This window comes from Stenotrophomonas maltophilia (assembly GCF_004920835.1).
GTDB lineage: Bacteria > Pseudomonadota > Gammaproteobacteria > Xanthomonadales > Xanthomonadaceae > Stenotrophomonas > Stenotrophomonas maltophilia_AQ.
On the sequence record NZ_QFHO01000001.1, the window covers coordinates 300,986 to 323,322 of the forward strand.

Below are 22,337 nucleotides of genomic sequence, written 5' to 3' on the forward strand. Positions count from 1 at the left end.
GTGCCGGCCGCTGGCCGGCATCACGCCCAGACCGACCACGCATGCAGATACTCGCCAATCTGCTCGGCAATACCGGCGCGTACCGGGTTCCCCTGGATGTATAGGGCTGGCCGCGCCAGCGACTCCTCAGCCCTCACGGCGTGGTCGAAGTAGCCAGGCTGCCACACCGTACTTCGACGACCCGCCAGGCGATTCAGGGCAAGCGCGCTCGACGACTTCATTCGGCGCGCAATGTCTGGAAGGTGAGCTGCACGCAGCTCGAACATCCAGTGGACGTGATCCGGCATGACGACCCATGCGAGTGACTGCACCAGCCCCCGCCGCTCGATGTAATGAAACGGGTCGATTACACATGCCACTGCAGCTTCGCTTTCAAAGAGCCGGCGGCGCTGATGTGTGGTCGTTGTCAGAACGTAGACCTGACCGACAATGGAACGCCGGCCCAGGCGGAGGCGGTGGCTGCTCATGCCTCATCGTGGAGCGATCATTGGGCGTTGAACGTCAGGCCATGCCTCGATGGATGTTCGGAGATGTCTGAAGTTGAATGAGGTTGCCGGCCGGTGGACGGCACTACCGGGGACTATGGGTTGCCGGCCAGCGGCCGGCATTAGCAGGAATCACCCGCGCAGGGTGGCGCCGCCGTCGACGTACAGGTCACTCATCGCCACGTGTCCGGCCTGCTCGGAGAGCAGGAACATCACCGAATGGGCGACGTCTTCCGGGCTCGCCAGCTTGCGCAGTGGAATGCCGGCCTTGTAGGTCTCCAGGCTGCCGGCGATCACGCGCTCGGCGCCGTGCTTGTCCTGCCACATGCCGGTCTGCATCGGGGTCAGCGTTGAGCCCGGGGCGACGATGTTGCAGCGGATGCCGAGCGGTGCCAGCTCCAACCCAAGGCAGCGGGTGAACATCGTAGCGGCTGCCTTGGATGCCGCGTAGGCGGCCATGCCGTGCCGAGGCACGCCCGCCGCGTTCGAGCTGACGGTGACGATCGCACCCTGCCGACGTGGTGACATCACCCGCGCCAGCGCACGCCCCACATGGAACACGCCATCCGCATTGACTGCGAAAACCCGGCGCCAATCGTCATCGGTGGTGCCGGTCACCTCGCCCACGTGCAGCACCCCGGCCACGCTGGCGGCGAGGCCGATCGGCCCGATGCTGGCTTCTACACGATCCACCAGCGCATCCACCGCCGCAGTGTCGGTCACATCAAGGGCAAACGCCTGCACACGTGCATCCGCGACCACGGGCGCATCGCGATCGGTCGCCACCACCGTGCAGCCAGCCTCGGCCAGCAACCGCACCAGGGCCTCACCGATGCCACCGGCGGCGCCGGTCACCAGGGCCACGCGGCCTTCAAAACCGGTCAACTGCATGTTGCGATCTCCTGTTGCTCATCCCAATGGCGCAGGCGCGCCGACAACCATGGCGCCAGCTGCGCCACCGCATCGCGGCCGGTCAGCTCAGCATGCAGGAACGGCAGTTCAAGTGCCTGCACCTTGAGTGCGTGTGCACGCCACAACGCCGATTGCAGCTGCGGCCGTGCCTGATGGTCTCGACCCGCGCGCACATGCACCAGCGTGCCCACGAACGGCCGATGATGATGCTCGCGTATCAAGCGATTGGTGCCGGTCACCGCACGCACTACACCATCCAGCACCACGTCCGGCAGGCTGCCCAGCGCGCTGCCGCCACGACGCAGGAAACCAAGGATGCGCTCACGGCTGTCCAGCTCCGGATGCGCATCCGGATCGTGCCCGGCAATGGCCAGCAGCGCACGCAGCGCCGCAATCGGATCGGGTTCCGGCTCGGCGCGCCAGCATTCGCTGGGGTAGGCATCCAGCAGCACCAGCTCGCCGACTTCGCGACCGATCTCATGCAGGCGCACCGCCATCGCCTGGGCGAGGATGCCCCCCACCGACCAGCCCAGCAGATGCACCGGCCCCTTCGGATGCAATGCGACCACCCGCTGTACGTAGTCGTTGGCCATCGCCTCGATGCTGCTCGGCAGCGGCTGCCGCGCGTCCAGTGCCGGCGACTGCAGGCCGTACACCGGGCGGGCCGGCTGCAGTGCCCGGGCCAGGGTGCGGTAGTTCCAGGCGATGCCACCGGCCGGGTGCAGTACGAACAGAGGCGTGGGTCCGGCAGCTTCGGTCGCGGCCAGCGCGATTACCGGCCCCAGCGCGTGATCAGCCAGCGCGGGCGGCTCGGCAATGCGTATCGCCAGCGCGGCCACGGTGGGCTGCGCAAACAAGGCACCCAAGCCGAGGTCACAGCGCCAGCGCTGCTCGATCGCCAGCAGCAGGTGCACCGCCGACAGCGAGTCGCCGCCGAGACTGAAGAAGTCCGCATCCACCGCCACTGGCGCTTCACGCCCGAGTGCCTGGGCAAACAGCACCGCCAGCTCCTGTTCCAGCGGCGTGCGCGGTGCCAATCCAGCGACGTCATGCTGTGGTGGTTTCGGCAACGCGTTGCGGTCGAGCTTGCCGTTGGCGGTCACCGGCCAGTGCTCCACGCCGACGAAGGCCGACGGCACCATGTAGTCCGGCACGCGCGTGGCCAGATGGCTGCGCAGCGTCGTCGCCTCGGCAAGGGCGGAAGGCACATAGGCCACCAGCCGGGCGTCGCCAGGAGCGTCCTGGCGCAGCAGCACCTCCACCCGATCCATGCCCGGCAGCTCGCGCAATGCCGCCTCGATCTCGCCCAGTTCGATGCGCAGGCCGCGCAGTTTTACCTGATGGTCGCTGCGGCCCAGGTATTCGACTGCGCCGTCGCTCCGCCAGCGCGCCACGTCGCCGGTGCGGTAGATGCGCTCCCCTGGCAGGAAGGGATCGGCCAGGAAGCGCTCGGCGGTCAGATCATCGCGGCCGAGGTAGCCACGCGCCAGCTGCACGCCCCCCAGATACAGGTCGCCCGGCACACCCACCGGCAGCGGCTGCATCCGCGCGTCCAGCACGTACAGGCGGGTATTCCAGACCGGGAAGCCGATCGGTACCGGCCGTGAGCGATCCTGCGCCGAAGCCGGCCAGTAGCTCACGTCCACTGCCGCTTCGGTCGGGCCATACAGGTTGTGCAGTTCGGCCTGCACGCGCGCATGGAAACGATCACGCAACGACGCGTCCAGCGCTTCGCCACTGGTGAACACGCGGCGCAGCTGCAGGCCTTCGGAGGCCGGCGCGGCAAGGAACGCATCGAGCATCGACGGCACGAAATGTGCGGTGGTGATGCCATGCGCGCGGATCAGCCGCGCCAGCTCGGTCGGATCGCGATGCGCATCCGGGCTCGCCACCACCAGCGTCGCGCCGCACAGCAGCGGCAGGAAAAACTCCCAGACCGAGACGTCGAACGTGGCCGGAGTCTTCTGCAGAACACGGTCATCGGCACGAATGCCGTAGTGCTCGCGCATCCACAGCAGACGGTTGACGATGGCGCGGTGTTCGACCACCACACCCTTGGGCTCGCCGGTCGAACCGGAGGTATAGATCACATAGGCCGCATCGCCGGGTGCAGGATCGGCCCACGGTGCAGCGAAGCTCAGCGCGGTCCACTGCTCTGGCGCAAGCACTGGCACGCCGGCCATGCGCGCCGATACGTCCGTCGCAGCCAGAACGCACACCGGCTGCGCCGAGGCGAGAATACGTGCCAGCCGCTCGTCGGGATGGGCAAGGTCCAGCGGAAGATAGGCCGCACCCGCGCGCAGCACCGCCAGCAACGCGAGCACCAGCTCCAGCGAGCGCGGCAATGCCACCGCCACCACGCTGCCCGGGCCGACATCCATCGCCCGCAGCTGTGCCGCCAGCGCGAAACTGCGCGCTTCCAGCGTTACGTAGTCCAGCGTAGTGTCGCCGAACACCAGCGCTGGAGTGTGCGGATCCCGATCCATGCCCTGCTGCAGCAATTCAACCAGTGTGGTCTCAGGAAGCGCGTGCGCGGTGGCATTGAAACCGTGCAGCACCTGCTGCACCTCGTCGGTCGTCGCCAGAGGTACGGCTGCGATATCGTCAGCCTGCAGTGCCGCCGACACAAAATGCAGCAACCGTGCCGCGTGTGCCTCGACATCCTCGCGACTGTACAGCGCGGGATTGGCCTCGATCTCCAGATCCAGCAGACGCTGGCCATCGCCACGGAAGCCCAGCGTCAGGTCATCCACCGGCCCGGTGCACAGCACCTCCAGCGTCGTCTGCACGCCCGTCAGCGCCAGCGGCTTGTAGAACGGCTGCACATTCACCATGGGACCGTGCAGGCGCTGCTGCGCGCCCACCAGACCCAGATCCCGGCGCAGTTGCTCGCCTCGGTAACGGCCGTGCTTGCGCCCTTGGCTGAGCTGCCGGCCCAGGCTGCGGGTAAACGTTTCGACGCTGCCCTCGCCGGCGGCCACGCGCAGCGGCAACACATTCATCACCATCGCCGGTACCCGTGCCGACGCGTTGCCAAGCCGGCCCATGTAGGGCACGCCCAGCACCACTTCATCGGCCGCGCTCATCCGCCGCAGGTACTCGGCCGACAACGCGGCCAGCACGTCCGGCCAGGGCTGCAACCAACGTACCGATGCCTGCAGCAACTGCTCACGGAATGCCGCATCGAGCGGCTGCACCCAGCGCAGCGCGTCGTCACTGGCCGCGAGCGTACCGGCCAGGCCGACGCCCGCCGGTGCCCCCTGCATGTGCTCGCGCCACCACTGCCCGGCCTGCGTGCGGCGCGGATCGGCACGATAGGCGGCATCATCGGCCAGCACGCCAGTCAGCCCCGGCAGTGGCTCACCGGTACGACCGGCATACAACGCGCACACGCGATCAGTGAACAGCGCCATGCCGTATCCGTCGGCCGCCAGGTGATGCACGCGCAGGTACCAGACCCAGCGCTGCCCGCCCAGCTCAAGCAGCACCTGCTGACTGATCCGGTCGCGGGTGGGATCGACCGGGCTCAGCCGGTCGGCGTGCATCAGGTTGCGTGCCGCAGCGGCGGGATCCGCCTCAGTGGACACATCCCGCACCGAAAGCAACGGCACGTGTGCGGGGTCATGCCACTGCAGCGGCTGGCCATCGGCCCCTTCGGCAAAGCGCAGTGCTAAGGCCTGGGCCTCGCCTGCAGCCTGGTCTGCCGCTGCGACGAACGCGGCCACGTCCAGCGGGCCATCGATCCACACCGCGTGCGCGGTATTGAATGACGGGTTGTCCGGTGCCAGCCGCTGTGCGAACCACAGTCCCGCCTGGGCCTCGGTCAATGCCACCGGCGTGGCCAGCGCGACGGCGTTCATGCGCTCTGCGCGGCCTGCAGCGTCTGCACCACGTTCCACCACTGGCGCAGCGTGGTGTGTTCGGCCAACTGCGAGAACTCCAGCGGCAGGCCGGTGTTGCCCCAGGCCAGGACCAGGCCGAGCATGCGCATCGAATCCAGGTCCAGGTCGATCAGGTTGTCGTCGTCACCGATCTCGGCCGGTGTGCACTCCAGCACGCGCGCCACATCGGCACGCATCCGCTCCAGATCCAGCACCTCACCCGTGGCGGCCATCACAGCACCTCCAGCAGCTGGTCGGTGGTCATCGGCACCCCGCTGGTGCGTGCGATCCAGTGCAGCGCCTGATCGTGATCGGCACGCGAGAAGTCCGCCACCGCGTCAGCGGCGATGAAGGCCTCGATATCACGCTGGAACGCCTCCACCACGGTCGCGGTGCAGCCGATATGGGCGTACACGCCGGTCACCAGCAGCTGGTCGCGCCCACGTACCCGCATCAGCGTCTCCAGGTTGCTGCGCTGGAACGCGCTGTAGCGGTGCTTCACCAGCACGTGCTCACCCGGCTGCGGTGCCAGTGCTTCGATGATCGGTTCGTGGTCGGCGCTGCGGCGCATGCCCGGCCCCCACAGGTCGGCCTGCAGGCCACGGTCGCGACGGTCCTGGTCACCATGCTGGGCGGTGTAGAACACCGGAATGCCGTGCGCGCGGCAATGCGCCAGCAGGCGCACGATATTGTCCACCGCCGGCCGCAGCGGCGCACTGCCAGCGTCGAACGCCGCCAGGAAGTAACGCTGCATGTCATGCACCAGCAGCGCGACACGATCACGCTGCGGGCGCCACGGGCCACGGGCCTGCGGCAGCTCGGCGGCGGTCGGCAAAGGGTAATCGGTGATACGGGGCAGCGCCATCAGCGCGTTCCTCCTGTCTGTTGCAGATGACGCGCACGCAGTTGCGCGCGCAGTTCGCGGCGGCTGATCTTGCCGACCGCAGTGGTATCGAAACTGTCAACGAACACGACCTGGTCCGGCACCTTGAAGGCAGCCAGGCCGCGCGTACGCATCCAGGCCTTCAGTGCCGGCGCCTTGATCGGCTCACCCTGCTGGATCACGAACGCGCAGCTGCGCTCGCCCAGGTACTCGTCAGGAATGGAGACAACGGCGGCGTCGAACACGCCCGGATGGGCCAGCAGGTGATCTTCAATCTCTTCGGCGGAGATCTTCTCGCCGGCACGGTTGATGTGGTCACCGGCGCGGCCCTGCACCACCAGGTAGCCGCCCGGCAACTGCTGCACACGATCACCGGTGCGGTAGAACCCATCGTCGGTGAACGAGCGCGCGTTGGCCACCGCATCGTTATGGTAGCCACGGATGGTGTACGGGCCACGGGTCAGCAGATGGCCCACTTCGCCTTCGGCTACCGACTGGTCATGGTCATCGACGACGCGCACTTCGTCATCCGGGCTGATCGGGCGGCCCTGGCAGGCCACGATCAGTTCCTCCGGATCATCCAGGCGGGTGTAGTTGACCAGTCCCTCGGCCATGCCGAACACCTGCTGCAAGGTGCAGCGCAAGCCATCGATCACGCGCCGTGCGGCTTCCGGCACCAGTTTGGCGCCGCCTACCTGCAGTACCTGCAGGCTGGACAGGTCATGCTTGCTGCTGGCGGCCGCCTGCGCCCACAGCAGCGCCAGCGGCGGCACCAGGCCACAGCACGTCACGCGCTCGCGGGCGATCAGCGGGAACGCTGCATCCGGGCCGGGGCCGGGGCTGAGCACCACGCGGGCGCCGGCATACAGCGCACCGAAGAAGCCGGGCGAACTCATCGGGAAGTTGTGCGCGGCCGGCAGCGCGACCAGATACACGCTGTCGCGGTCGATGCCGCAGATGTCATTGCTGGCGCGGAACGAATAGATGTAGTCGTCGTGCGTGCGCGGGATCAGCTTGGACAGGCCGGTGCTGCCACCGGAGATCTGCAGGAACGCCACCGACTGCGGATCCGGGTCGGCCGGCAGCTGGCTGCGGTCGCCCTGCAGCGACTCCAGCGCGGTGAACTCCGCTGCATCGCCATCGATGACCACGTGGCGCACCGCAGGTCCGTCGGCCTGCAGCGCCCGCGCGAGTCCGCGATGATCGAAGCCGTCGTGCAGGTCGGCAGTGATGTAGGCACTGGCCTCGGCCTTGTTCGCGAAGTGCACCAGCTCGGTGATGCGATGCGCAGGCAGTGCGTACACCGGCACCAGTCCGGCCCGGAACAGGCCACAGATCGTAGTGATGAAGCCAGCGGTGTTGCCCAGCTGCACCAGCACCCGCTCACCGGGCTGCAGGCCGAGTGCCAGCAGGCCGGCACCGATGCGACCGGCTTCGTGCCACAGCTGCGCATAGCTCAGGCGGACGTCACCAGCCACCACCGCGATGTCATCCGCATAGTGTTCCGCGCGCTCGCGCAGGAACGCCGGGAAGGTCTCGCCACGCCAGTGACCGGCCTCGCGATAGCGCGCCATCAGTTCATCAGGCCATACCTGCTGCAGTGGCAGGCGGGAAGAATCAGCGGAGGTATTCATGCGGCAGGCTCGATGGCGGGCGCCGATTCATGGACACCCAGCGCGTTCAACAGGGCAGCGAACTTGGCTGCGGTTTCAGCCACTTCAGCCTCGGGCTGCGAATCGGCGACGATGCCGGCGCCTGCGTACAGGCGCAGCTGCGTGCCCTGCAGTCGCGCGCAGCGGATCGCCACGTACCAGTCGCCATCCCCCTGCGCGTCCAACCAGCCGACTGCACCGGCATAGAAACCGCGCGGCACCGGTTCCAGCTCACGGATGCGCTGCAGTGCCGCCAGCCGTGGCGTACCGCAGACTGCCGGCGTGGGGTGCAGCTGTGCCAACAGTTCGGCTGCAGACGTCTGCGGATCCTTCAGGGTGGCGTGGATGCGGGTTCCCAGATGCCACATGCTGGCAGTCGCATGCAGCGCCGGCCGCGGCTGTGCATCGATGTGGCTGCAGTACGGCGCCAGGCCATCGACGATGGCTTCGACCACGTGGCGATGCTCGTCATGGTCCTTGCGCGAGGCCAGCAGCGCCTGCGCGGCACACTCGTCCTCGGTGGCATCGGCGCTGCGGCGTGCGGACCCGGCCAGCGGGTGCGACAGCAGCTGCACACCACGCTTGCGCAGCAACAGCTCCGGCGTTGCGCCAACCAGCCAGGCCGGGGCCCGCCCCAGTTCGACCGGCAGCGGCACCGCATAGGTGGCCACCGAGGGGTCCGCACCCAGCCGTGCCAGCAGTACATCCGGCGAAAGCGCTTGCCGGGTGCGGGCCAGCAGGCTGCGCGCCAGCACCACTTTATGCAGATCCTGTTCGGGCGCGCGCAGGGCCTGCACCGCAGTGGCCACGGCGGCGGCATAGTCCACCGCTGCGGGCTCTGCACGCAGCTCACCCTCCAGCGGCGGCGCCGCCTGCGGCTGCAACGGCAATGGCGGCAGCAGCCGCTCGGGCTGGTACATCGCATCATCAGCACGCGGCTCGAACGGCACCGCGCCGACCAGCAGGCCGGGGCCGCCACGCTGCTGGGCGAAGAAATCCGCAACGCGCTCAGCCAGGGTTCCCAGCGCACCACTCGGCAGCGCGGCCCGGCAACCGCGCGCATGCACATGCTGACCCGCATGCTGCAACAGGAACAGTGCGGCGTCGTCGATGGTATCCAGGGCCGGCGGCGCAGCCTCCGGCCACGCGCCCTGCATCAGGGAATCGTTCATGAGGTCTCCTTCATCCGATACGCGGCGGCCAACGCGCACAGCAACAGCAGCAGCGCACCCACCAGCAGATAAGGCAGGCTGGGCCCACCGCGATACAACAGCGTGCCGAGCATCGGTCCGGCCACCATGCCCAGCCCCTGCGCGGCAGCAACGGTGCCGGCGGCAGCACCCTGCTCGTGTGCTTCCACCGCGTCGGCAGCCAGCGCCTGGAACGAGGGGAACACGAAACCCATGCCGAACGCGGCCAGCGCATAGGCTGCCGGCAACTGCCAGGCCTGCTGAACGCCGGCCACCGAAGCGAAGCCGATGCCCGAAATCAATGCGCCCAGGATGATCCAGCGCCGCGGATGCACCTCCAGCTTCATCACCAGCGCCTGCGCCAGGATCAGGCCGACGCCGACCGCAGTGAGCGCGATACCCGCCATGCGTGCGCCCGCCGCTGCATCCAGGCCGAGGCGATCGATCGCGAAGAAGCCGACCGTCACCTGCGCGATGGTCACCGAGACCATCGCAATGAACGCCGCCAGCTGTGGCAGGCGCAGGCGCGGGTCGAGACGGCTTATCGGATGGCGGCGTTGTGCAGAGGCGCTCTCCACTGGCGGTGTGGCCGGCAGCCGCCAGGCCAGCAATGCCAGCGCAAGCAGCGGCAACAATGCGGCCACATACAGCGCCAGTGACAGATTCGTATAGGCCAGCCAGCCAGCGGCCGCCGGCCCCAGCACCATCCCCAGCGCGTTGGCGCTGCCCAGGCGAGCGAGGAATTTGGCACGTTGGCCGGTCGGTGCCTTGTCGGCGATCAGCGCGGCAGCGGTAGGGGGCACGGCGGCGTAGAACAGGCCGATCAGGCCACGCGCGCCGACCAGCACCAGCACCGATACCAACACAGGCGGCACTGCCTGCAGGGCAACGTCGATGAACACCGCCAGCGCGATGTAGACCAGGGTGTAGGCGCTCATCGCCAGCATCAGCACGCGCTTGCGGCCGACGCGGTCGCTGAGCTGGCCCCAGGGGCGCGCGGCCAGCATCCACAACACGCCGGCGGCGGTGACTGACAGGCCGGCATGCCACTCGGACAAACCGAGCATGCGAACCACCGGGCCGATCACGGCGACGAAGGACATCATCGCCATGGTGCCGATCAGGGCAGCCAACACCAGCGCCGGCAAGCCGGGAACGACGGGACGTGCGTGCATGGAACACCAGCCGTAACAGGAAAGGATGGCCGGGCGCGTCTACACGCCCCACCCGGCACCGACCCTGCTCAGGACCAGATGCCACCCTTAAATGATAACGGCTCGTATTTGCATTTGATACCCATTCTCTTGAATGGGCATGCAACAGTGGGTTCAGCGCATTGCACGCAGGCCCAGCAGACCACGGCGCTTGAACCACCACTCCAGCGGCAGCGTGACCAGCGGCGGGATCGCTGCCAGCAAGGCCAGCGCGCTCGCCCACCATGGCCAGCGCAGGTGCACTGCCGCAAACAGGGTGACTGCCACATAGACCAGGAACGCCACGCCGTGCAGCGGCCCAAACAGCTTCACCAGCGCCACATTGGCCATCGGGCCGTACTTCATCCACATGCCGATGAGCAGGCCGGCCCAGGTCACAGCCTCGATGAAAGCGACTGCGGCGAACAGGCGTCCGGTCGGGTGCATGGGGGAACGTTCGGTCACGCGGAGCTCCGGCATCGGGATATCAAATGCGAATGATACGCAGATGCGGACGTTCCGGACACCGGCGGGTAGCGCCGGGCCATGCCCGTCGCGCGCAGCGGGGCAGCGATATGGCGTGTCCACCCAGGTGGACACCTACCGGAGCGTCTGCGGCAACACCTGCTCACCAATCTCGCGCAGCACTTCATCCATTGCCCGCCCGTTCTCGACCAGATTGAACATCACGTGCGCCACACCCTGCGCATGCACACGCAGCAGATAATCACGCAGGCCATCGCGGCCAACCTTCAGGCCCAACGGCAAGGGCTCGGGCGGCGCCTGCGGATCCGCCTGCAGGTCCAGCAGCATCGACTGCACGAAGGGTTTTGCCGATCCACCACGCTGCGCCAGCGCTTGCTGCCACAGGCCGATGCGCCCTTCCTGAGCGACCTCCTCGCGGTGATAGGTAGCCCAACCTTCGGCTTCGCGCGCGATCCACTGCAGGCTCTGCCGCGCGGTGCCCACCACCAGCATCGGAATGCGCGCGGACGGTGCCGGCAGCACCTCGAAGCCGCCGGTGGCATCCAGGACCTCAGCGCGCTCGTCGGTGTCGAGGGACAACGCGGCACGCAGTAGCGACCAGCGCTCACGGAACGTCGCCGCCCTGCCCTCCAGATCCTCACCGAACGCGGCGAATTCCTCCGGGCGGTCACCCGAACCCAGGCCGAGCACGAAACGCCCGTCGCTGATCCGGTCCAGGCTCAACGCGGACTTCGCGACCTGCAACGGCTGCCGCAGCGGCAACACAATGGCCGCGCTGCCGACCACGATGCGCTCGGTCGCTGCGGCAAGCATGCCCAGCCACAGGAACGGATCGTCCAGCGCGCTCGCTGTCGCATCCGGGCCCTGCGGCACCATCAACGGCACATCGCGCGCCCAAAGCGCGGCAAAGCCGAGATCGTCGGCCAGCCGCGCGATGCGCCGCGCTTCGCGTGGATCGGCCAGTCCATGTGCGGCGACAGGCGTCATCAGGCCCAGGCTGAGCCCTTGTTGCGGAAACAACGAAGCGTACGCGGGATTGAAATCACTCATGCCCTCAGCTTAGCGTGCAGGCATGCGGCTGCGATGACGCGCCGCCCACCAAGGAAAGAACGCTGCATGCCGAAGATCCGCCCCGCCCACATCGACGACGTGCCTGCGATCAGTGCGCTGTGCATGGCCGCCTTCAACGAAGCCGTGGCGCCTTCGCTCAGCGCGGCCGGCATCGCCACATTCGGCAGCGTCGCCGCCGCCGATGCGTTCGCCGCGCGCCTGCAAGGTGACAACCACATCCTGGTGGCCGAGCAGGATGCGCGCGTGGTCGGCGTTGTTGAACTGAAAGAAGGCCGCCATCTGGCCATGCTGTTCGTCGACCCCGCCTGCCAGGGCCGGGGCATCGGCCATGCCTTGTTCGAGGCAGTGCTGCTGCGGGTGCGCGAGCCGGTGCTGACCGTGCGCGCCTCGCTCAACGCCGTGCCAGTCTATGAGCGCTACGGCTTCGTGCTGGACGGCGAGGTCGGCGAGTTCAACGGACTGGTGTACCAGCAGATGCTGCGGGCAGCGCCCTGACGGCATCCGCCGGGCACGGTCCGTCGCTACCTGGCAGTGCAATAAAGGCGTCATGCCCTCGCGCATGCCCGTCATAAGCAAACTGCATCAGTCAGCGGCCCGGTCGTTCCTACAATGGTCCATCACCCTGTCCTTCGAGATGTGCCGATGCGCGTCGCGCTTTCCATGTTGCTGCTGGCTTCGGCGCTGAGCGCCTGCTCCCCGGCCCCGGTGTCCACCGCCAACTCCGCCGAGGCGCCCGCGCCGGCCACTGCCATTGCCTGGCGCCAGGGCGACGTCGACGACGCCTTTGCCGAAGCCGCCGACAGCGGCAAGCCGGTGCTGCTGTACTGGGGTGCGGTCTGGTGCCCGCCATGCAACCAGCTCAAGGCCGGCCTGTTCAAGGACCCGGCCTTCATCGCGTTGACCAGCAAGTTCGTTCCCGTCTACCTGGATGGCGACGAGGAAGGTGCGCAGGCCTGGGGCGAACGCTTCGGCGTGCGCGGCTACCCGACCCTGATCGTGCTCGACCCACAACGCAACGAGATCACCCGCGTCGCCGGTGGCAACGATGCCGCCCAACTGACCCGCGCCCTGACAGTGGCGGCGGGCCGCCGCAGTGCGGTTGCCGCCACGCTGGCCACCGCCCTGGCCACACCGGACAGGTTGGCGGCGGAAGACTGGCAGGTGCTGGGCGACTACGGTTGGGAGGTGGATGCCAACCGCCTGGCCGGTGAGCGCAAGAGTGAAGACGTTCTTCGCCAGCTGTCCAGGTCCGCACCGGATGCGGCCCTGCAACACCGCTTCGCGCTGCTGGCGCTGGCCACCACCGACACGCCCAGCGCGGCACCCACCGAAGTGCGCGAGCTGCTGCAGGCAGTATTGGCACAGCCTGTCGAAGTGCGCCGCAACCGCGAGCTGCTGGGCTATGCAGGCGCCAAGCTGGTGAAGCAGGCCAGCGCAGGGCCGGCCACGTCCACCACCCTGGGCCAGCAATTGCTGGTGGCATTGGAACGCGCCGACGCCGAGCGTGGTGACCGCGCCGACGATGCCCTGTCGCGGGCCCTGACCGAAGTTTCGCTGGTCCGCCAGCAGCAGCCGAAGGGCGCGCTTCCGGCGGCGCTGGTGGAGCGGGTCAAGCAACGCACGGCCGCCGCCGATGCCGCCGCCACCGATGCCCATGCGCGCCAGGCCACGATCAGCAGCGCAGTCTATGCACTGCGCGAGGTCGGCGATGATGCCGGTGCCGAGGCGCTGCTGCTGGCCGAGCTGAAGCGCAGCGAGCAGCCGTACTACTACATGCCCGAGCTGGCTGAACTGGCGGAGCAGCGCGGCGACACCGCCGGCGCGCTGGAGTGGCTGAAGCGTGCCTACGATGGCGCGCAGGGCCCGGCGACCCGTGTGCAGTGGGGCGTGCTGTACGTGGAAGGCCTGCTGCGGCTGGCCCCGGACGATGCGCCACGCATCGAGCAGGCGACCGCCTCATTGATCGCCGAGCTGGAGGCGCAGCCTTCGGGCTACCACCAGCGCACCCGCCAGCGCTTCGAGCGCCTGGCCGGGCAGTTGAAGGCGTGGAGCGGCAAGCACCAGGGCGCGGAGACACTGGCGCGACTGCAGCAGCGGATGCAGCAGGCGTGCGGCGAGCAGGTGGATGGTGCATGCAAGGATTGGTTGAGTTGAGTTGATGAAAGCGCTGGCGGCTGGTTCACCTGCCGGCGCTTTTGTTGATACGTGCGGGAGGGGGCGGGGGCAGTACATCAGCACGCCGGTGAGCGTTCGAAAAGCGGGTTCTGGTAGTGCCGGCCGCTGGCCGGCAACCCGACCTTCACTGATTGCCGGCCAGCGGCCGGCACTACCACGTCGCTCCTGCGCTTGCCTTTGACGCCGTCTCCGCACCTGCAACACGGAATGAATCAAGGCGCCGTCAGCGCACCCATTTCAATCCCGCCCCTTGACCTAAACCAATGTTGAGGTGCGATAACGATCTCCCCACGGCCAGCCACCTGGCCTTCCCCACGGAGATTGCTTCGATGTCGTACTCGCTTCCCCCGCTCCCCTATGCCTACGACGCCCTCGAGCCGCACTTCGATGCGCGCACGATGGAGATCCACCACAGCAAGCACCATCAGACCTACGTCAACAACCTCAATGCCGCCCTCGAGCAGGCCGGCCTTGCCGAACAGCCGGTCGAGGCGCTGATCGCCAACATCGATGCCGTGCCCGAGGCGCAGCGTGGCGCGGTCCGCAACAACGGAGGTGGCCATGCCAACCACAGCCTGTTCTGGACCGTACTCAGCGCCAACGGTGGTGCACCCGATGATGAACTGGCCGCCGCCATCGACCGCGACCTCGGCGGCTTCGACGCCTTCAAGGATGCCTTCACCAAGGCCGCGCAGACCCGCTTCGGCAGTGGCTGGGCCTGGCTGACCAGTGATCGCGACGGCCGCCTGAAGGTTGAAAGCAGCGCCAACCAGGACAGCCCTTTGATGGGCGCTACGGTCGGCCTGTCCGGCAATACCCCGATCCTGGCGCTGGACGTCTGGGAGCACGCCTACTATCTGCACTACCAGAACCGTCGCCCGGACTACATCGGTGCGTTCTTCAACATCATCAACTGGGCCGAAGTCGGCCGGCGCTACCGCCAGGCCCAGGCCTCATGAGCGGCGAGACACTGCCGTACGCCGGGCCGTGGGCGGGGGTCTTCCCCGCCCCGGCCCCGGTGCCGTCGGTCGAGATGCCGCCGCGGGCACTGCGTCGGCTGCTCGGCCACTTTCCTACCGGCGTGGCCATCGTCTGCGCGCGCGATGCGCAGGGCAAGCCCATCGGCCTGACCATCAATTCGTTCGTGCCGGTGTCATTGCAGCCGCCACTGGTGCTGTGGAACCTGGCGTTGCACGCGCAGAGCCTGTCCGCCTTCCAGCGCGCCACCCGCTTTGCGATCAGCGTGCTGGCGGCCGACCAGGAAGCACTGGCCCGGCGCTTTGCCGATCCGCAGGTACGCAACCGCTTCGACGGTCTGGCATTGCTGGATGACGAAGAGGACGCCCCACCGTGCATCGCCGGTGCGGTAGCGCACCTCACCTGTACCCGCCACGCGCAGTGGCCGGTCGGCGATCACCTGCTGCTGGCTGGCCGCATCATCGAGGTACACGAGAATGGTGGTGCGCCGCTGCTGTTCCATCGGGGCCGCTTCCAGCCGGGACCGGCCGAGCTGCTGGTGGAGGTGCGCTGATGAACATCGAGGCTCTGGAATGCATGCTCGCCACCGGCAAGGACGGCGCGCTGCTGCGCTTCGGCCTGGGCAAGGGCTGGCTGGATGCCGGCAACCCGGTGCGTGCGGCGACTCATCTGGGCCGCTGTGTGGTGCTTGATCCGCAGTACTCGGCGGCCTGGAAGCTGCTTGGCAAAGCCTGGCTGGCCAGTGGCCAACCGCAGGCGGCGCGCGAAGCATGGCAACGCGGCTTGAGCGTGGCCGGCAGCAAGGGCGACCAGCAGGCACGCAAGGAAATGCAGGTGTTCCTGCGGCGCCTGGACCGCGATCAAGCGGCCCTGGCAAAAACGGGCTGAGTTGATCAGCCCGCGTTGGCCGATGCCGGTGCGGACATGATGTCCGACATCGGCAGGCGGCGCGGCTTGCTCGGGAACGCGTGGCGCAGGATGCGCCAGACCACCTGGCCGAACTGGCGCGGCAGCGAACCGTTGTTGTAGTGCTGGCCGTAACGGCGGCAGATGTCCTTCACTTCCTTGGCGATGGCCGCATAGCGGTTGGCCGGCAGGTCGGGGTAGAAGTGGTGCTCGATCTGGTGGCTGAGGTTGCCCGAGAGCACGTTGATCAGGAAGCCGCCGCTGATATTGGAAGAACCGCGCAGCTGGCGCAGGTACCAATGGCCGCGCGACTCATTGCGCAGGCACTCCTTCGGGAAGGTTTCCGACTCGGCAGTGAAGTGGCCGCAGAAGATGATCACGTAGGTCCAGATGTTGCGCAGGCCGTTGGCCACCATGTTGCCCAGCATCACGGTGAGGAAGAACGGGCCGGCCAGCAGCGGGAAGAACACGTAGTCCTTCAGCACCTGACGGGCCATTTTCCGCGCCACCGGGCGGGTCTGCATCCACATCGCACGGCCACTGATGCGGCCCTTCAGCCAACGACCCAGGCGCAGGTCCTGCGCGGCCACGCCCCACTGGAACAGCAGCGCGAAGATCGGCGCGATGATCGGCTGCAGCAGGTAGAACGGCTTCCAGCGCTGTTCCGGGAAGATGCGCAGCAGGCCGTAGCCGATGTCATCGTCCATGCCACGCACGTTGGTGTAGGTGTGGTGGCGGAAATTGTGGGTCTTGCGCCAGTTGTCGGCGGTGGCAACGATGTCCCACTCGTAGGTGTTGCCGTTGAGCTTGGGGTCGCCGGTCCAGTCGAACTGGCCGTGCATGACGTTGTGGCCCAGCTCCATGTTCTCCAGGATCTTCGACAGCGCCAGCAGCAGCGTGCCAGTGATCGCGGCCGGCCACAGCAGCGGCATCCAGAACAACGGCGAGAACGCCGCCAGGAACAGCAGGCCACGGCCACCCACGCCAAACCAGCGCACTGCGGCGGCCACGCGGCGGATGTAGCGGGTATCGGAAGCGCCAAGGCTGCCGATCACGCGGTCGCGGATCGCATCGAGTTCCTGGCCGAAGGCTTGCATCTCGGTGGTGCTCAGAGCACGGTCGGTAGCGCGGGTCATGGCAACGGGTCCTCAGAGATCCAGGGTCAGGTCGGTGGTCGGCGCGCTCACGCAGATCCGCACCGGCTGCGCCGATTCAGACTGCAGGTCGCCGGTGCGCAGGTGGCGGGTGGCACCACTGACGCGATCACAACTACAACTGTTGCAGATACCCATGCGGCAGCCATGCTTGGGCTTGATGCCGTGGGCTTCGAGGCTTTCCAGCAGCGAGCGGCCACGCGGCACGCTCAGCTGGCGGCCACTGCGCGCAAGGGTCAGCGACACCTCGCCTTCGCTGCTGGCATCGCGCAGCGGCGCCGGCGGAGTGAAGGCTTCGGCCTGGAAACCGGCCACCTGGTGCGCCAGGCGTTCACGCGCGGCGGCAACGAAGCCATCCGGGCCGCAGGCCAGCACATGGCGCTGCACCAACGGCGTGTCATCGCCGGCCACCTGCAGTTCATGGGTATCGATACGCGCGGCCGGCGCTTCACCCTCGCGGGTGGTCAGCAGATGCACGCGCAGGTTCGGATGCGCTGCGGCCAGCGCCTGCAGTTCATCACGGAACTGCAGATGGGCAGCGGTGCGCTCCCAGTAGAACAGGTCCACCGGCGCCGCAAGCGGGCGCTGGCAGGCCTCGCGCAACAGGCTGCGCATCGGCGTGATGCCACTGCCGGCCGCCAGCAGCAGCACCGGCGCCGCGGCCGGCATATGGAACTCGCCGAAGGCGGCATCGAGGCGGAACAGTTCGCCCGGCTGCGCATGGTTGACCAGATGCTGGCTGACCCGGCCACCGTCGATCGCCTTGACGGTGATCGCCAGCTCGCGCCGACCCAGTGCGGTGGGGCTGTAGCTGCGCTGCCACAGGCGCCCTTCAATCTCGACGCCCAGGGTGACGTGCTGGCCGGCACGCATGCCGGCCCAGTGCCGGTTGGTGCGCAGGACCAGGGTCGCCGCGCCCTCGCCGGCCGGCTCGCGCCGGACCAGGCGGGCCATCGGCTCGCGCAGGGTCCACAGGGGATTGAGCTGGCCCGCCCAGAAATCGAACAGCGACGGCGAGACCCAGCGGTATGGAGAGAACAGGGACGGACGGACGACAGCGCTCATGGGCGCACTATACGGGCGCACATACACCTGTGTATACATGTGTATATTGAACCGGATTGGGTATGATTCAGCCTCGCCCCACCGGAACCCCCATGGCCGCCGCCACCGCTTTGTCGACGCCCGAAGATGCCAACAGCCCGGCCCGCCGTACGGTGAGCCGTGAGGATCTGCTGGCCGCCGCCCTGAAACTGATCGGGCCGCACCGCAGCCTGTCCACGCTCAGCCTGCGCGAAGTGGCACGTGAAGCCGGCATTGCCCCGAACAGCTTCTACCGGCAGTTCCGCGACATGGACGAGCTGGCCGTGGCGCTGATCGACGCGGCTGGCCGTTCGCTGCGCACCATCATCGGCGAGGCCCGGCAGCGCGCCACCTCCACCGCCACCAGCGTGGTGCGGGTCTCGGTGGAGACCTTCATGGAGCAGCTGCGCGCCGACGACAAGCTGCTGCATGTGCTGCTGCGCGAAGGCGCGGTCGGCTCGGACGACTTCAAGCACGCGGTCGAACGCGAGCTGCACTACTTCGAGGAAGAGCTGCAGCACGATCTGGTGCGCCTGGCCGCATTGGATGGCGCGGTGCTGCACGCCCCGGAGCTGGTGGCCAAGGCCATCACCCGGCTGGTGTTCGCGATGGGCGCCACCGCCATGGACCTGCCGCCGGAGAAGGATCCGGAGCTGGTCGAACAGATCTCCACGATGATCCGCATGATCATCGTCGGCGCCCGCACCCCGGCCGCATTCCGCCGCGGCTGACGTTAGGGCTCCGGGGTCGGATCCCTTTCCTCAGGAAAGGACTCTGACCCCAGCCACCCTGCCCCACGCAGCAACGCCATCCCCCGTGCATGACCACCGGCAGGGTTGCAGGCGCTGAATGTAATGTTATAACACCACATGATCCCTCTGGACTTGTGCGGCGCACCGGTTTGCTGCGACTTCGTTATATAGCACTTGCTATATCTATAAGCCACTGCTTTCATATGCACCAGCCAGGTCGCCCTCGCCGCCCTCCCTCCCCAAGGACGACGCGTCATGCCCGCTTCTCTCATCCTCCGCCGCTTGCCACTGGCCGCCGCCATTTCCCTGCCCCTGCCCGCGCTGGCGGCCACTCCGAAGCCGACCGAGCTGGACCGCGTGCAGGTCAAAGTCAGCACCGCCACCCGCAGCGAACGCCTGCTGTCGGACGTGCCGATCCGCACCGAGGTGCTGCGCAAGGAAGACATCGCGCTGCGCGCGGCTACCGACTTCTCGCGCGCCGCCGAGCTGATCAACGGCCTGCGCGTGGAGAGCAACTGCCAGAACTGCAACACCAGCGAAGTACAGCTGCTGGGCCTGCCCGGCGCCTACAACCAGCTGTTGTTCGATGGCATTCCGCTGCTGTCCACGCTGGGCAGCGTGTACGGCCTGGAACAGATTCCGGCCGGCTTCGTCGACCGCATCGAAGTGGTCAAGGGCGGCGGCTCGGCACTCTATGGGCCGGGCGCGGTGGCCGGTGTGATCAACCTGATTCCCCCGCTGCCGGCGCGCAGCGGTGGCCATGTGCAGGCCGGTGTGGATGTGCTGAAGGGCACACCGCAGAAGAATGCCGACGTGCGACTGGACCTGGTGGCCAAGGAAGCAGACGCCGGCCTATCGGTGATTGCCCAGCGCAACTGGAACAGCGGCATCGACTACAACGGTGATGGCTATACCGAAATCACCCGCAAGAACCTCAAGGTCGGCGGGCTGCAGGCCTGGTACGCGCCCACGCCGGGCACGCGGCTGCGCCTGGACCTGCAGGTAACCGATGAAACCCGCCGCGGCGGCAACCGCCTGGACCAGCCCGAGTATCTGGCCAACATCGCCGAATCGCTGGATACGAAGTACCGCCGAGGCAGCGTGTCGTGGGACCAGGAGATCAATGCCGACCTCGATTTCCGCCTGGCCTACGCCTTCGCTGACATCGACCGCGACAGTTTCTATGGCGGTCTGGGTGACGTCGTCACCGATCCGTCGGTGCCCGGCTATGACCCGTCGCAGCTGGACCCGAACGTGACCGGCAGCGCGGCCTCGCGTTCGTGGCGCCAGTACGGCCGCACCCACAACCCGCTGCACTACATCGACAGCCAGTTGAACTGGCGCTTGGGCGCGCACGCGCTGGCCTTTGGCGTGCAGTACAAGCACGAGGCGCTGCGCGACGACAACCGCACCGGTGACGGCCAGCGCCTTGCGGTTCTGGAGGACGCTACCTTCCACAACCTGGGGGCCTTCATCCAGGACGAATGGAGCCTGCGCGACAACGTCGACCTGGTATTGGGTGCGCGCGTGGACAAGAGCTCGGAGCTGGACAACGCGGTGTTCTCGCCGCGCATCGCGCTGGCCTGGCAGGCCACGCCGAACCTGAAATGGCGGGCAGGCATTGCCACCGGCTTCCGTGCGCCGGAGATTTTCGTCGAGGACGTGCATGTCGATACCCTTGGCGGGGAACAGGTGCGCGTGCGCAATACCGACGGCTTGAAGGAAGAGCGTGCGTTGACAACGCTGTTCGGCTTCGACTGGCGCTCGGACCCGGCGAATCCGGTCTGGAGCTGGGATGCCACTGCCTCCTATGCGCGCATCCGCGACACCTTCGCGCTGGGCGAGATCCAGCGCGGCGATGACGGACAATTGAGCCAGCTGCGCTACAACGCTTCCGGCTCCAACGTGCTGGGCGCGGAAACCAACCTCGGCTGGCAGCCATCGCCACAGTGGCGCCTGACCGCAGGCGCCTCATGGTACCGCTCGCGCTTCCGCGAACCGCAGCGCATCTTCGATGACACTGGCGACGGTGGCGACACCGTCATCGAAAGCCGCGACTACCTGAAGACGCCGCGCTGGACCGGCCTGGCCCAGCTCAGCTGGATGCCGGCCGAACCGTGGGAAACCTTCGTCGCGCTGCGCCACACCGGCCCGATGTCGGTGCTGAACAACCGGCTGGGCGAACTGCACCGCACGCGCTCGTTCCTGGTCACCGACCTCGGGGCGCGTTGGCACCGTCACCTGGGCGCGCAGGCGCAGCAGGAAGTGTCGGTAGCCGCAGGCGTCAAGAACGTATTCGACCAGCGCCAGAAGGATCTGGAAGTGGGCGCGCTGCGTGACAGCGACTATGTCTACGGGCCGCGTTTCGCGCGCTCGTGGTACGTCAACCTGCGCTATGCGTTCTGATCCACTACGAGCGCTGTTGCTGGCCTGTGCCGTGCTGCTGGCCACACCGGCGATAGCCGCGGACCTGCATGCTCAGGTCTCGGCCTCGTTGATGCGGCCGGAACAGCGATCATTGCGGCCGATGCAGTGGTCACCGCCGCCGAAACTGGTGGCGCTGTACTTCGGTGCCGACTGGTGCGCGCCCTGCCATGCCTTCGTACCGACCCTTCGCAGCGTGCGTGACGCGTTGCGCGAGGCCGGCGCCGATACCGAAGTGGTCTACGTCAGCCTGGATGAGAGCGACAGCGCGCTGCGCCGCTACATGCACGCGCAGGACATGCCGTGGCCGGTGCTGGACCCGCGCCGCGCCGCGCGCATGCCGGCACTGCAGGCATTGGCCGGGCTGGCACCGCCGAATCTGGTGCTGATCGATGCCGACGGCAAAGTGCTGGCCAATGGCTGGCACGGGCGACGCTATCAAGGCCTGCAGCCTGTGTTGAAAGAATGGACGAACCGGGCGTGCGCGCAGCAGCAGGCCCATTGTCCCAACGCCGGCACCCAATCGCGGTAGCGCCGGGCCATGCCCGGCGAAATGCGTGACGCCACATTACGGCCGCCAGGCATGGCCCGGCGCTGCCGTTACGGCGCCCCGCCCTCGGCCTTGCGCACGAACGCCTCGAACAACGCCAACGTCTGCTCGCTGACATGGTGTTCGATACCCTCGGCGTCGCGTCGGGCGGTATCCGGGTCCACGCCCAGCGCCAGCAGGAAACGCTCCACGGTCTGATGACGCTGGCGACTGGCATGCGCCAGCGCCTCGCCTTCCGGGGTCAGGAACACGCCACGATACGGACGCTGCACCACCCAGCCATCGCGGGCCAGGCGCCGCAGCATCTTCGCCACGGTGGGCTGAGCCACTCCCAAGCGGGTGGCGATGTCGACCTGGCGGGCCTCGCCGCCGTCGGCCAGCAGGTCCGAAATCAGCTCGACATAGTCCTCCACCAGCTCCATACGGTGCGCCTCACGCACTTGCCGGAAGCTTTCGACCTGGCGCTCGGCCTCGATCAAGGGGGTGCTTTTCAGCGATGTCGAATCGTCGGTCTTGCCCACGCCTGCGCCTGTCCTTCCGGTAGTTCCGGTGTTGAACCTGA

21 protein-coding genes are annotated in these 22,337 nt (G+C 67.6%); 8 read left to right on the forward strand and 13 right to left on the reverse strand.

Annotated elements, in window-relative coordinates:
- Window positions 1-20: 20 nt before the first annotated feature.
- The 10 genes from DI041_RS01340 to DI041_RS01385 form a co-directional block, all read right to left on the reverse strand.
- The gene (locus DI041_RS01340) at window positions 21-467 is read right to left on the reverse strand and encodes an REP-associated tyrosine transposase (RefSeq protein WP_046986172.1); all 447 of its coding nucleotides are present in this window, start codon (window positions 465-467) and stop codon (window positions 21-23) included.
- Window positions 468-617: 150 nt separating this feature from the next.
- Window positions 618-1,376, reverse strand: a complete 759-nt coding sequence (locus DI041_RS01345) for a 2,3-dihydro-2,3-dihydroxybenzoate dehydrogenase (protein ID WP_046986171.1) — start codon at window positions 1,374-1,376, stop codon at window positions 618-620.
- Window positions 1,367-5,257 (reverse strand): enterobactin synthase subunit F, encoded by a 3,891-nt coding sequence (locus DI041_RS01350; RefSeq protein ID WP_136637869.1) that lies wholly within the window; start codon window positions 5,255-5,257, stop codon window positions 1,367-1,369. Before DI041_RS01350 ends, DI041_RS01345 begins: the two co-directional genes overlap by 10 nt.
- Window positions 5,254-5,511, reverse strand: a complete 258-nt coding sequence (locus DI041_RS01355; protein ID WP_010485231.1) for a phosphopantetheine-binding protein — start codon at window positions 5,509-5,511, stop codon at window positions 5,254-5,256. The genes DI041_RS01350 and DI041_RS01355 overlap by 4 nt, the downstream gene beginning before the upstream one ends.
- Window positions 5,511-6,143, reverse strand: coding sequence for an isochorismatase family protein (locus tag DI041_RS01360; protein ID WP_136637868.1), 633 nt, complete (start codon window positions 6,141-6,143; stop codon window positions 5,511-5,513). The genes DI041_RS01355 and DI041_RS01360 overlap by 1 nt, the downstream gene beginning before the upstream one ends.
- Window positions 6,143-7,795, reverse strand: coding sequence for a (2,3-dihydroxybenzoyl)adenylate synthase (locus DI041_RS01365; RefSeq protein ID WP_136637867.1), 1,653 nt, complete (start codon window positions 7,793-7,795; stop codon window positions 6,143-6,145). The genes DI041_RS01360 and DI041_RS01365 overlap by 1 nt, the downstream gene beginning before the upstream one ends.
- Complete coding sequence (locus DI041_RS01370; protein ID WP_136637866.1) at window positions 7,792-8,985, reverse strand: isochorismate synthase; 1,194 nt, start codon at window positions 8,983-8,985, stop codon at window positions 7,792-7,794. Before DI041_RS01370 ends, DI041_RS01365 begins: the two co-directional genes overlap by 4 nt.
- On the reverse strand, window positions 8,982-10,178 hold the full coding sequence (locus DI041_RS01375) for an MFS transporter (protein ID WP_136637865.1): 1,197 nt from the start codon (window positions 10,176-10,178) through the stop codon (window positions 8,982-8,984). Before DI041_RS01375 ends, DI041_RS01370 begins: the two co-directional genes overlap by 4 nt.
- A 153-nt stretch (window positions 10,179-10,331) precedes the next feature.
- The gene (locus DI041_RS01380; RefSeq protein WP_136638053.1) at window positions 10,332-10,643 is read right to left on the reverse strand and encodes a DUF3817 domain-containing protein; all 312 of its coding nucleotides are present in this window, start codon (window positions 10,641-10,643) and stop codon (window positions 10,332-10,334) included.
- 153 nt (window positions 10,644-10,796) lie between these two features.
- Window positions 10,797-11,732 carry a TIGR03571 family LLM class oxidoreductase gene (locus DI041_RS01385; RefSeq protein ID WP_136637864.1) on the reverse strand — a complete coding sequence of 312 codons (936 nt, stop codon included), beginning with the start codon at window positions 11,730-11,732 and terminating at the stop codon, window positions 10,797-10,799.
- 66 nt (window positions 11,733-11,798) lie between these two features.
- On the opposite strand from DI041_RS01385, the gene DI041_RS01390 reads away from it, so the two are divergent.
- The 5 genes from DI041_RS01390 to DI041_RS01410 all read left to right on the forward strand — a co-directional run bounded on the left by DI041_RS01390 (window position 11,799) and on the right by DI041_RS01410 (window position 15,794).
- On the forward strand, window positions 11,799-12,248 hold the full coding sequence (locus DI041_RS01390; protein WP_046986162.1) for a GNAT family N-acetyltransferase: 450 nt from the start codon (window positions 11,799-11,801) through the stop codon (window positions 12,246-12,248).
- Window positions 12,249-12,395: 147 nt separating this feature from the next.
- On the forward strand, window positions 12,396-13,907 hold the full coding sequence (locus tag DI041_RS01395) for a thioredoxin family protein (protein ID WP_136637863.1): 1,512 nt from the start codon (window positions 12,396-12,398) through the stop codon (window positions 13,905-13,907).
- 350 nt (window positions 13,908-14,257) lie between these two features.
- Window positions 14,258-14,887: a superoxide dismutase gene (locus tag DI041_RS01400; protein ID WP_136637862.1), complete on the forward strand. Its 630-nt coding sequence runs from the start codon at window positions 14,258-14,260 to the stop codon at window positions 14,885-14,887.
- On the forward strand, window positions 14,884-15,459 hold the full coding sequence (locus DI041_RS01405) for a flavin reductase family protein (RefSeq protein ID WP_136637861.1): 576 nt from the start codon (window positions 14,884-14,886) through the stop codon (window positions 15,457-15,459). Before DI041_RS01400 ends, DI041_RS01405 begins: the two co-directional genes overlap by 4 nt.
- On the forward strand, window positions 15,459-15,794 hold the full coding sequence (locus DI041_RS01410) for a tetratricopeptide repeat protein (RefSeq protein ID WP_046986158.1): 336 nt from the start codon (window positions 15,459-15,461) through the stop codon (window positions 15,792-15,794). The genes DI041_RS01405 and DI041_RS01410 overlap by 1 nt, the downstream gene beginning before the upstream one ends.
- A gap of 5 nt (window positions 15,795-15,799) precedes the next feature.
- Here DI041_RS01410 and DI041_RS01415 read toward each other — a convergent pair whose 3' ends face one another.
- A complete protein-coding gene (locus tag DI041_RS01415) occupies window positions 15,800-16,948 on the reverse strand; it encodes a fatty acid desaturase family protein (protein WP_046986157.1) in 1,149 nt (382 codons plus the stop codon).
- A 12-nt stretch (window positions 16,949-16,960) separates the two neighbouring features.
- A complete protein-coding gene (locus DI041_RS01420; protein WP_046986156.1) occupies window positions 16,961-18,031 on the reverse strand; it encodes a ferredoxin reductase in 1,071 nt (356 codons plus the stop codon).
- A 92-nt stretch (window positions 18,032-18,123) separates the two neighbouring features.
- On the opposite strand from DI041_RS01420, the gene fabR reads away from it, so the two are divergent.
- The 3 genes from fabR to DI041_RS01435 all read left to right on the forward strand — a co-directional run bounded on the left by fabR (window position 18,124) and on the right by DI041_RS01435 (window position 21,757).
- A complete protein-coding gene (fabR, locus tag DI041_RS01425) occupies window positions 18,124-18,780 on the forward strand; it encodes an HTH-type transcriptional repressor FabR (protein ID WP_005409961.1) in 657 nt (218 codons plus the stop codon).
- Window positions 18,781-19,056: 276 nt separating this feature from the next.
- Window positions 19,057-21,207: a TonB-dependent receptor plug domain-containing protein gene (locus tag DI041_RS01430; protein WP_136637859.1), complete on the forward strand. Its 2,151-nt coding sequence runs from the start codon at window positions 19,057-19,059 to the stop codon at window positions 21,205-21,207.
- The gene (locus DI041_RS01435; protein WP_136637858.1) at window positions 21,197-21,757 is read left to right on the forward strand and encodes a thioredoxin-like domain-containing protein; all 561 of its coding nucleotides are present in this window, start codon (window positions 21,197-21,199) and stop codon (window positions 21,755-21,757) included. The genes DI041_RS01430 and DI041_RS01435 overlap by 11 nt, the downstream gene beginning before the upstream one ends.
- A gap of 68 nt (window positions 21,758-21,825) precedes the next feature.
- On the opposite strand, the gene mntR is transcribed toward DI041_RS01435, so the two are convergent.
- Window positions 21,826-22,296 carry a manganese-binding transcriptional regulator MntR gene (mntR, locus tag DI041_RS01440; RefSeq protein WP_014037494.1) on the reverse strand — a complete coding sequence of 157 codons (471 nt, stop codon included), beginning with the start codon at window positions 22,294-22,296 and terminating at the stop codon, window positions 21,826-21,828.
- Window positions 22,297-22,337: the final 41 nt, after the last annotated feature.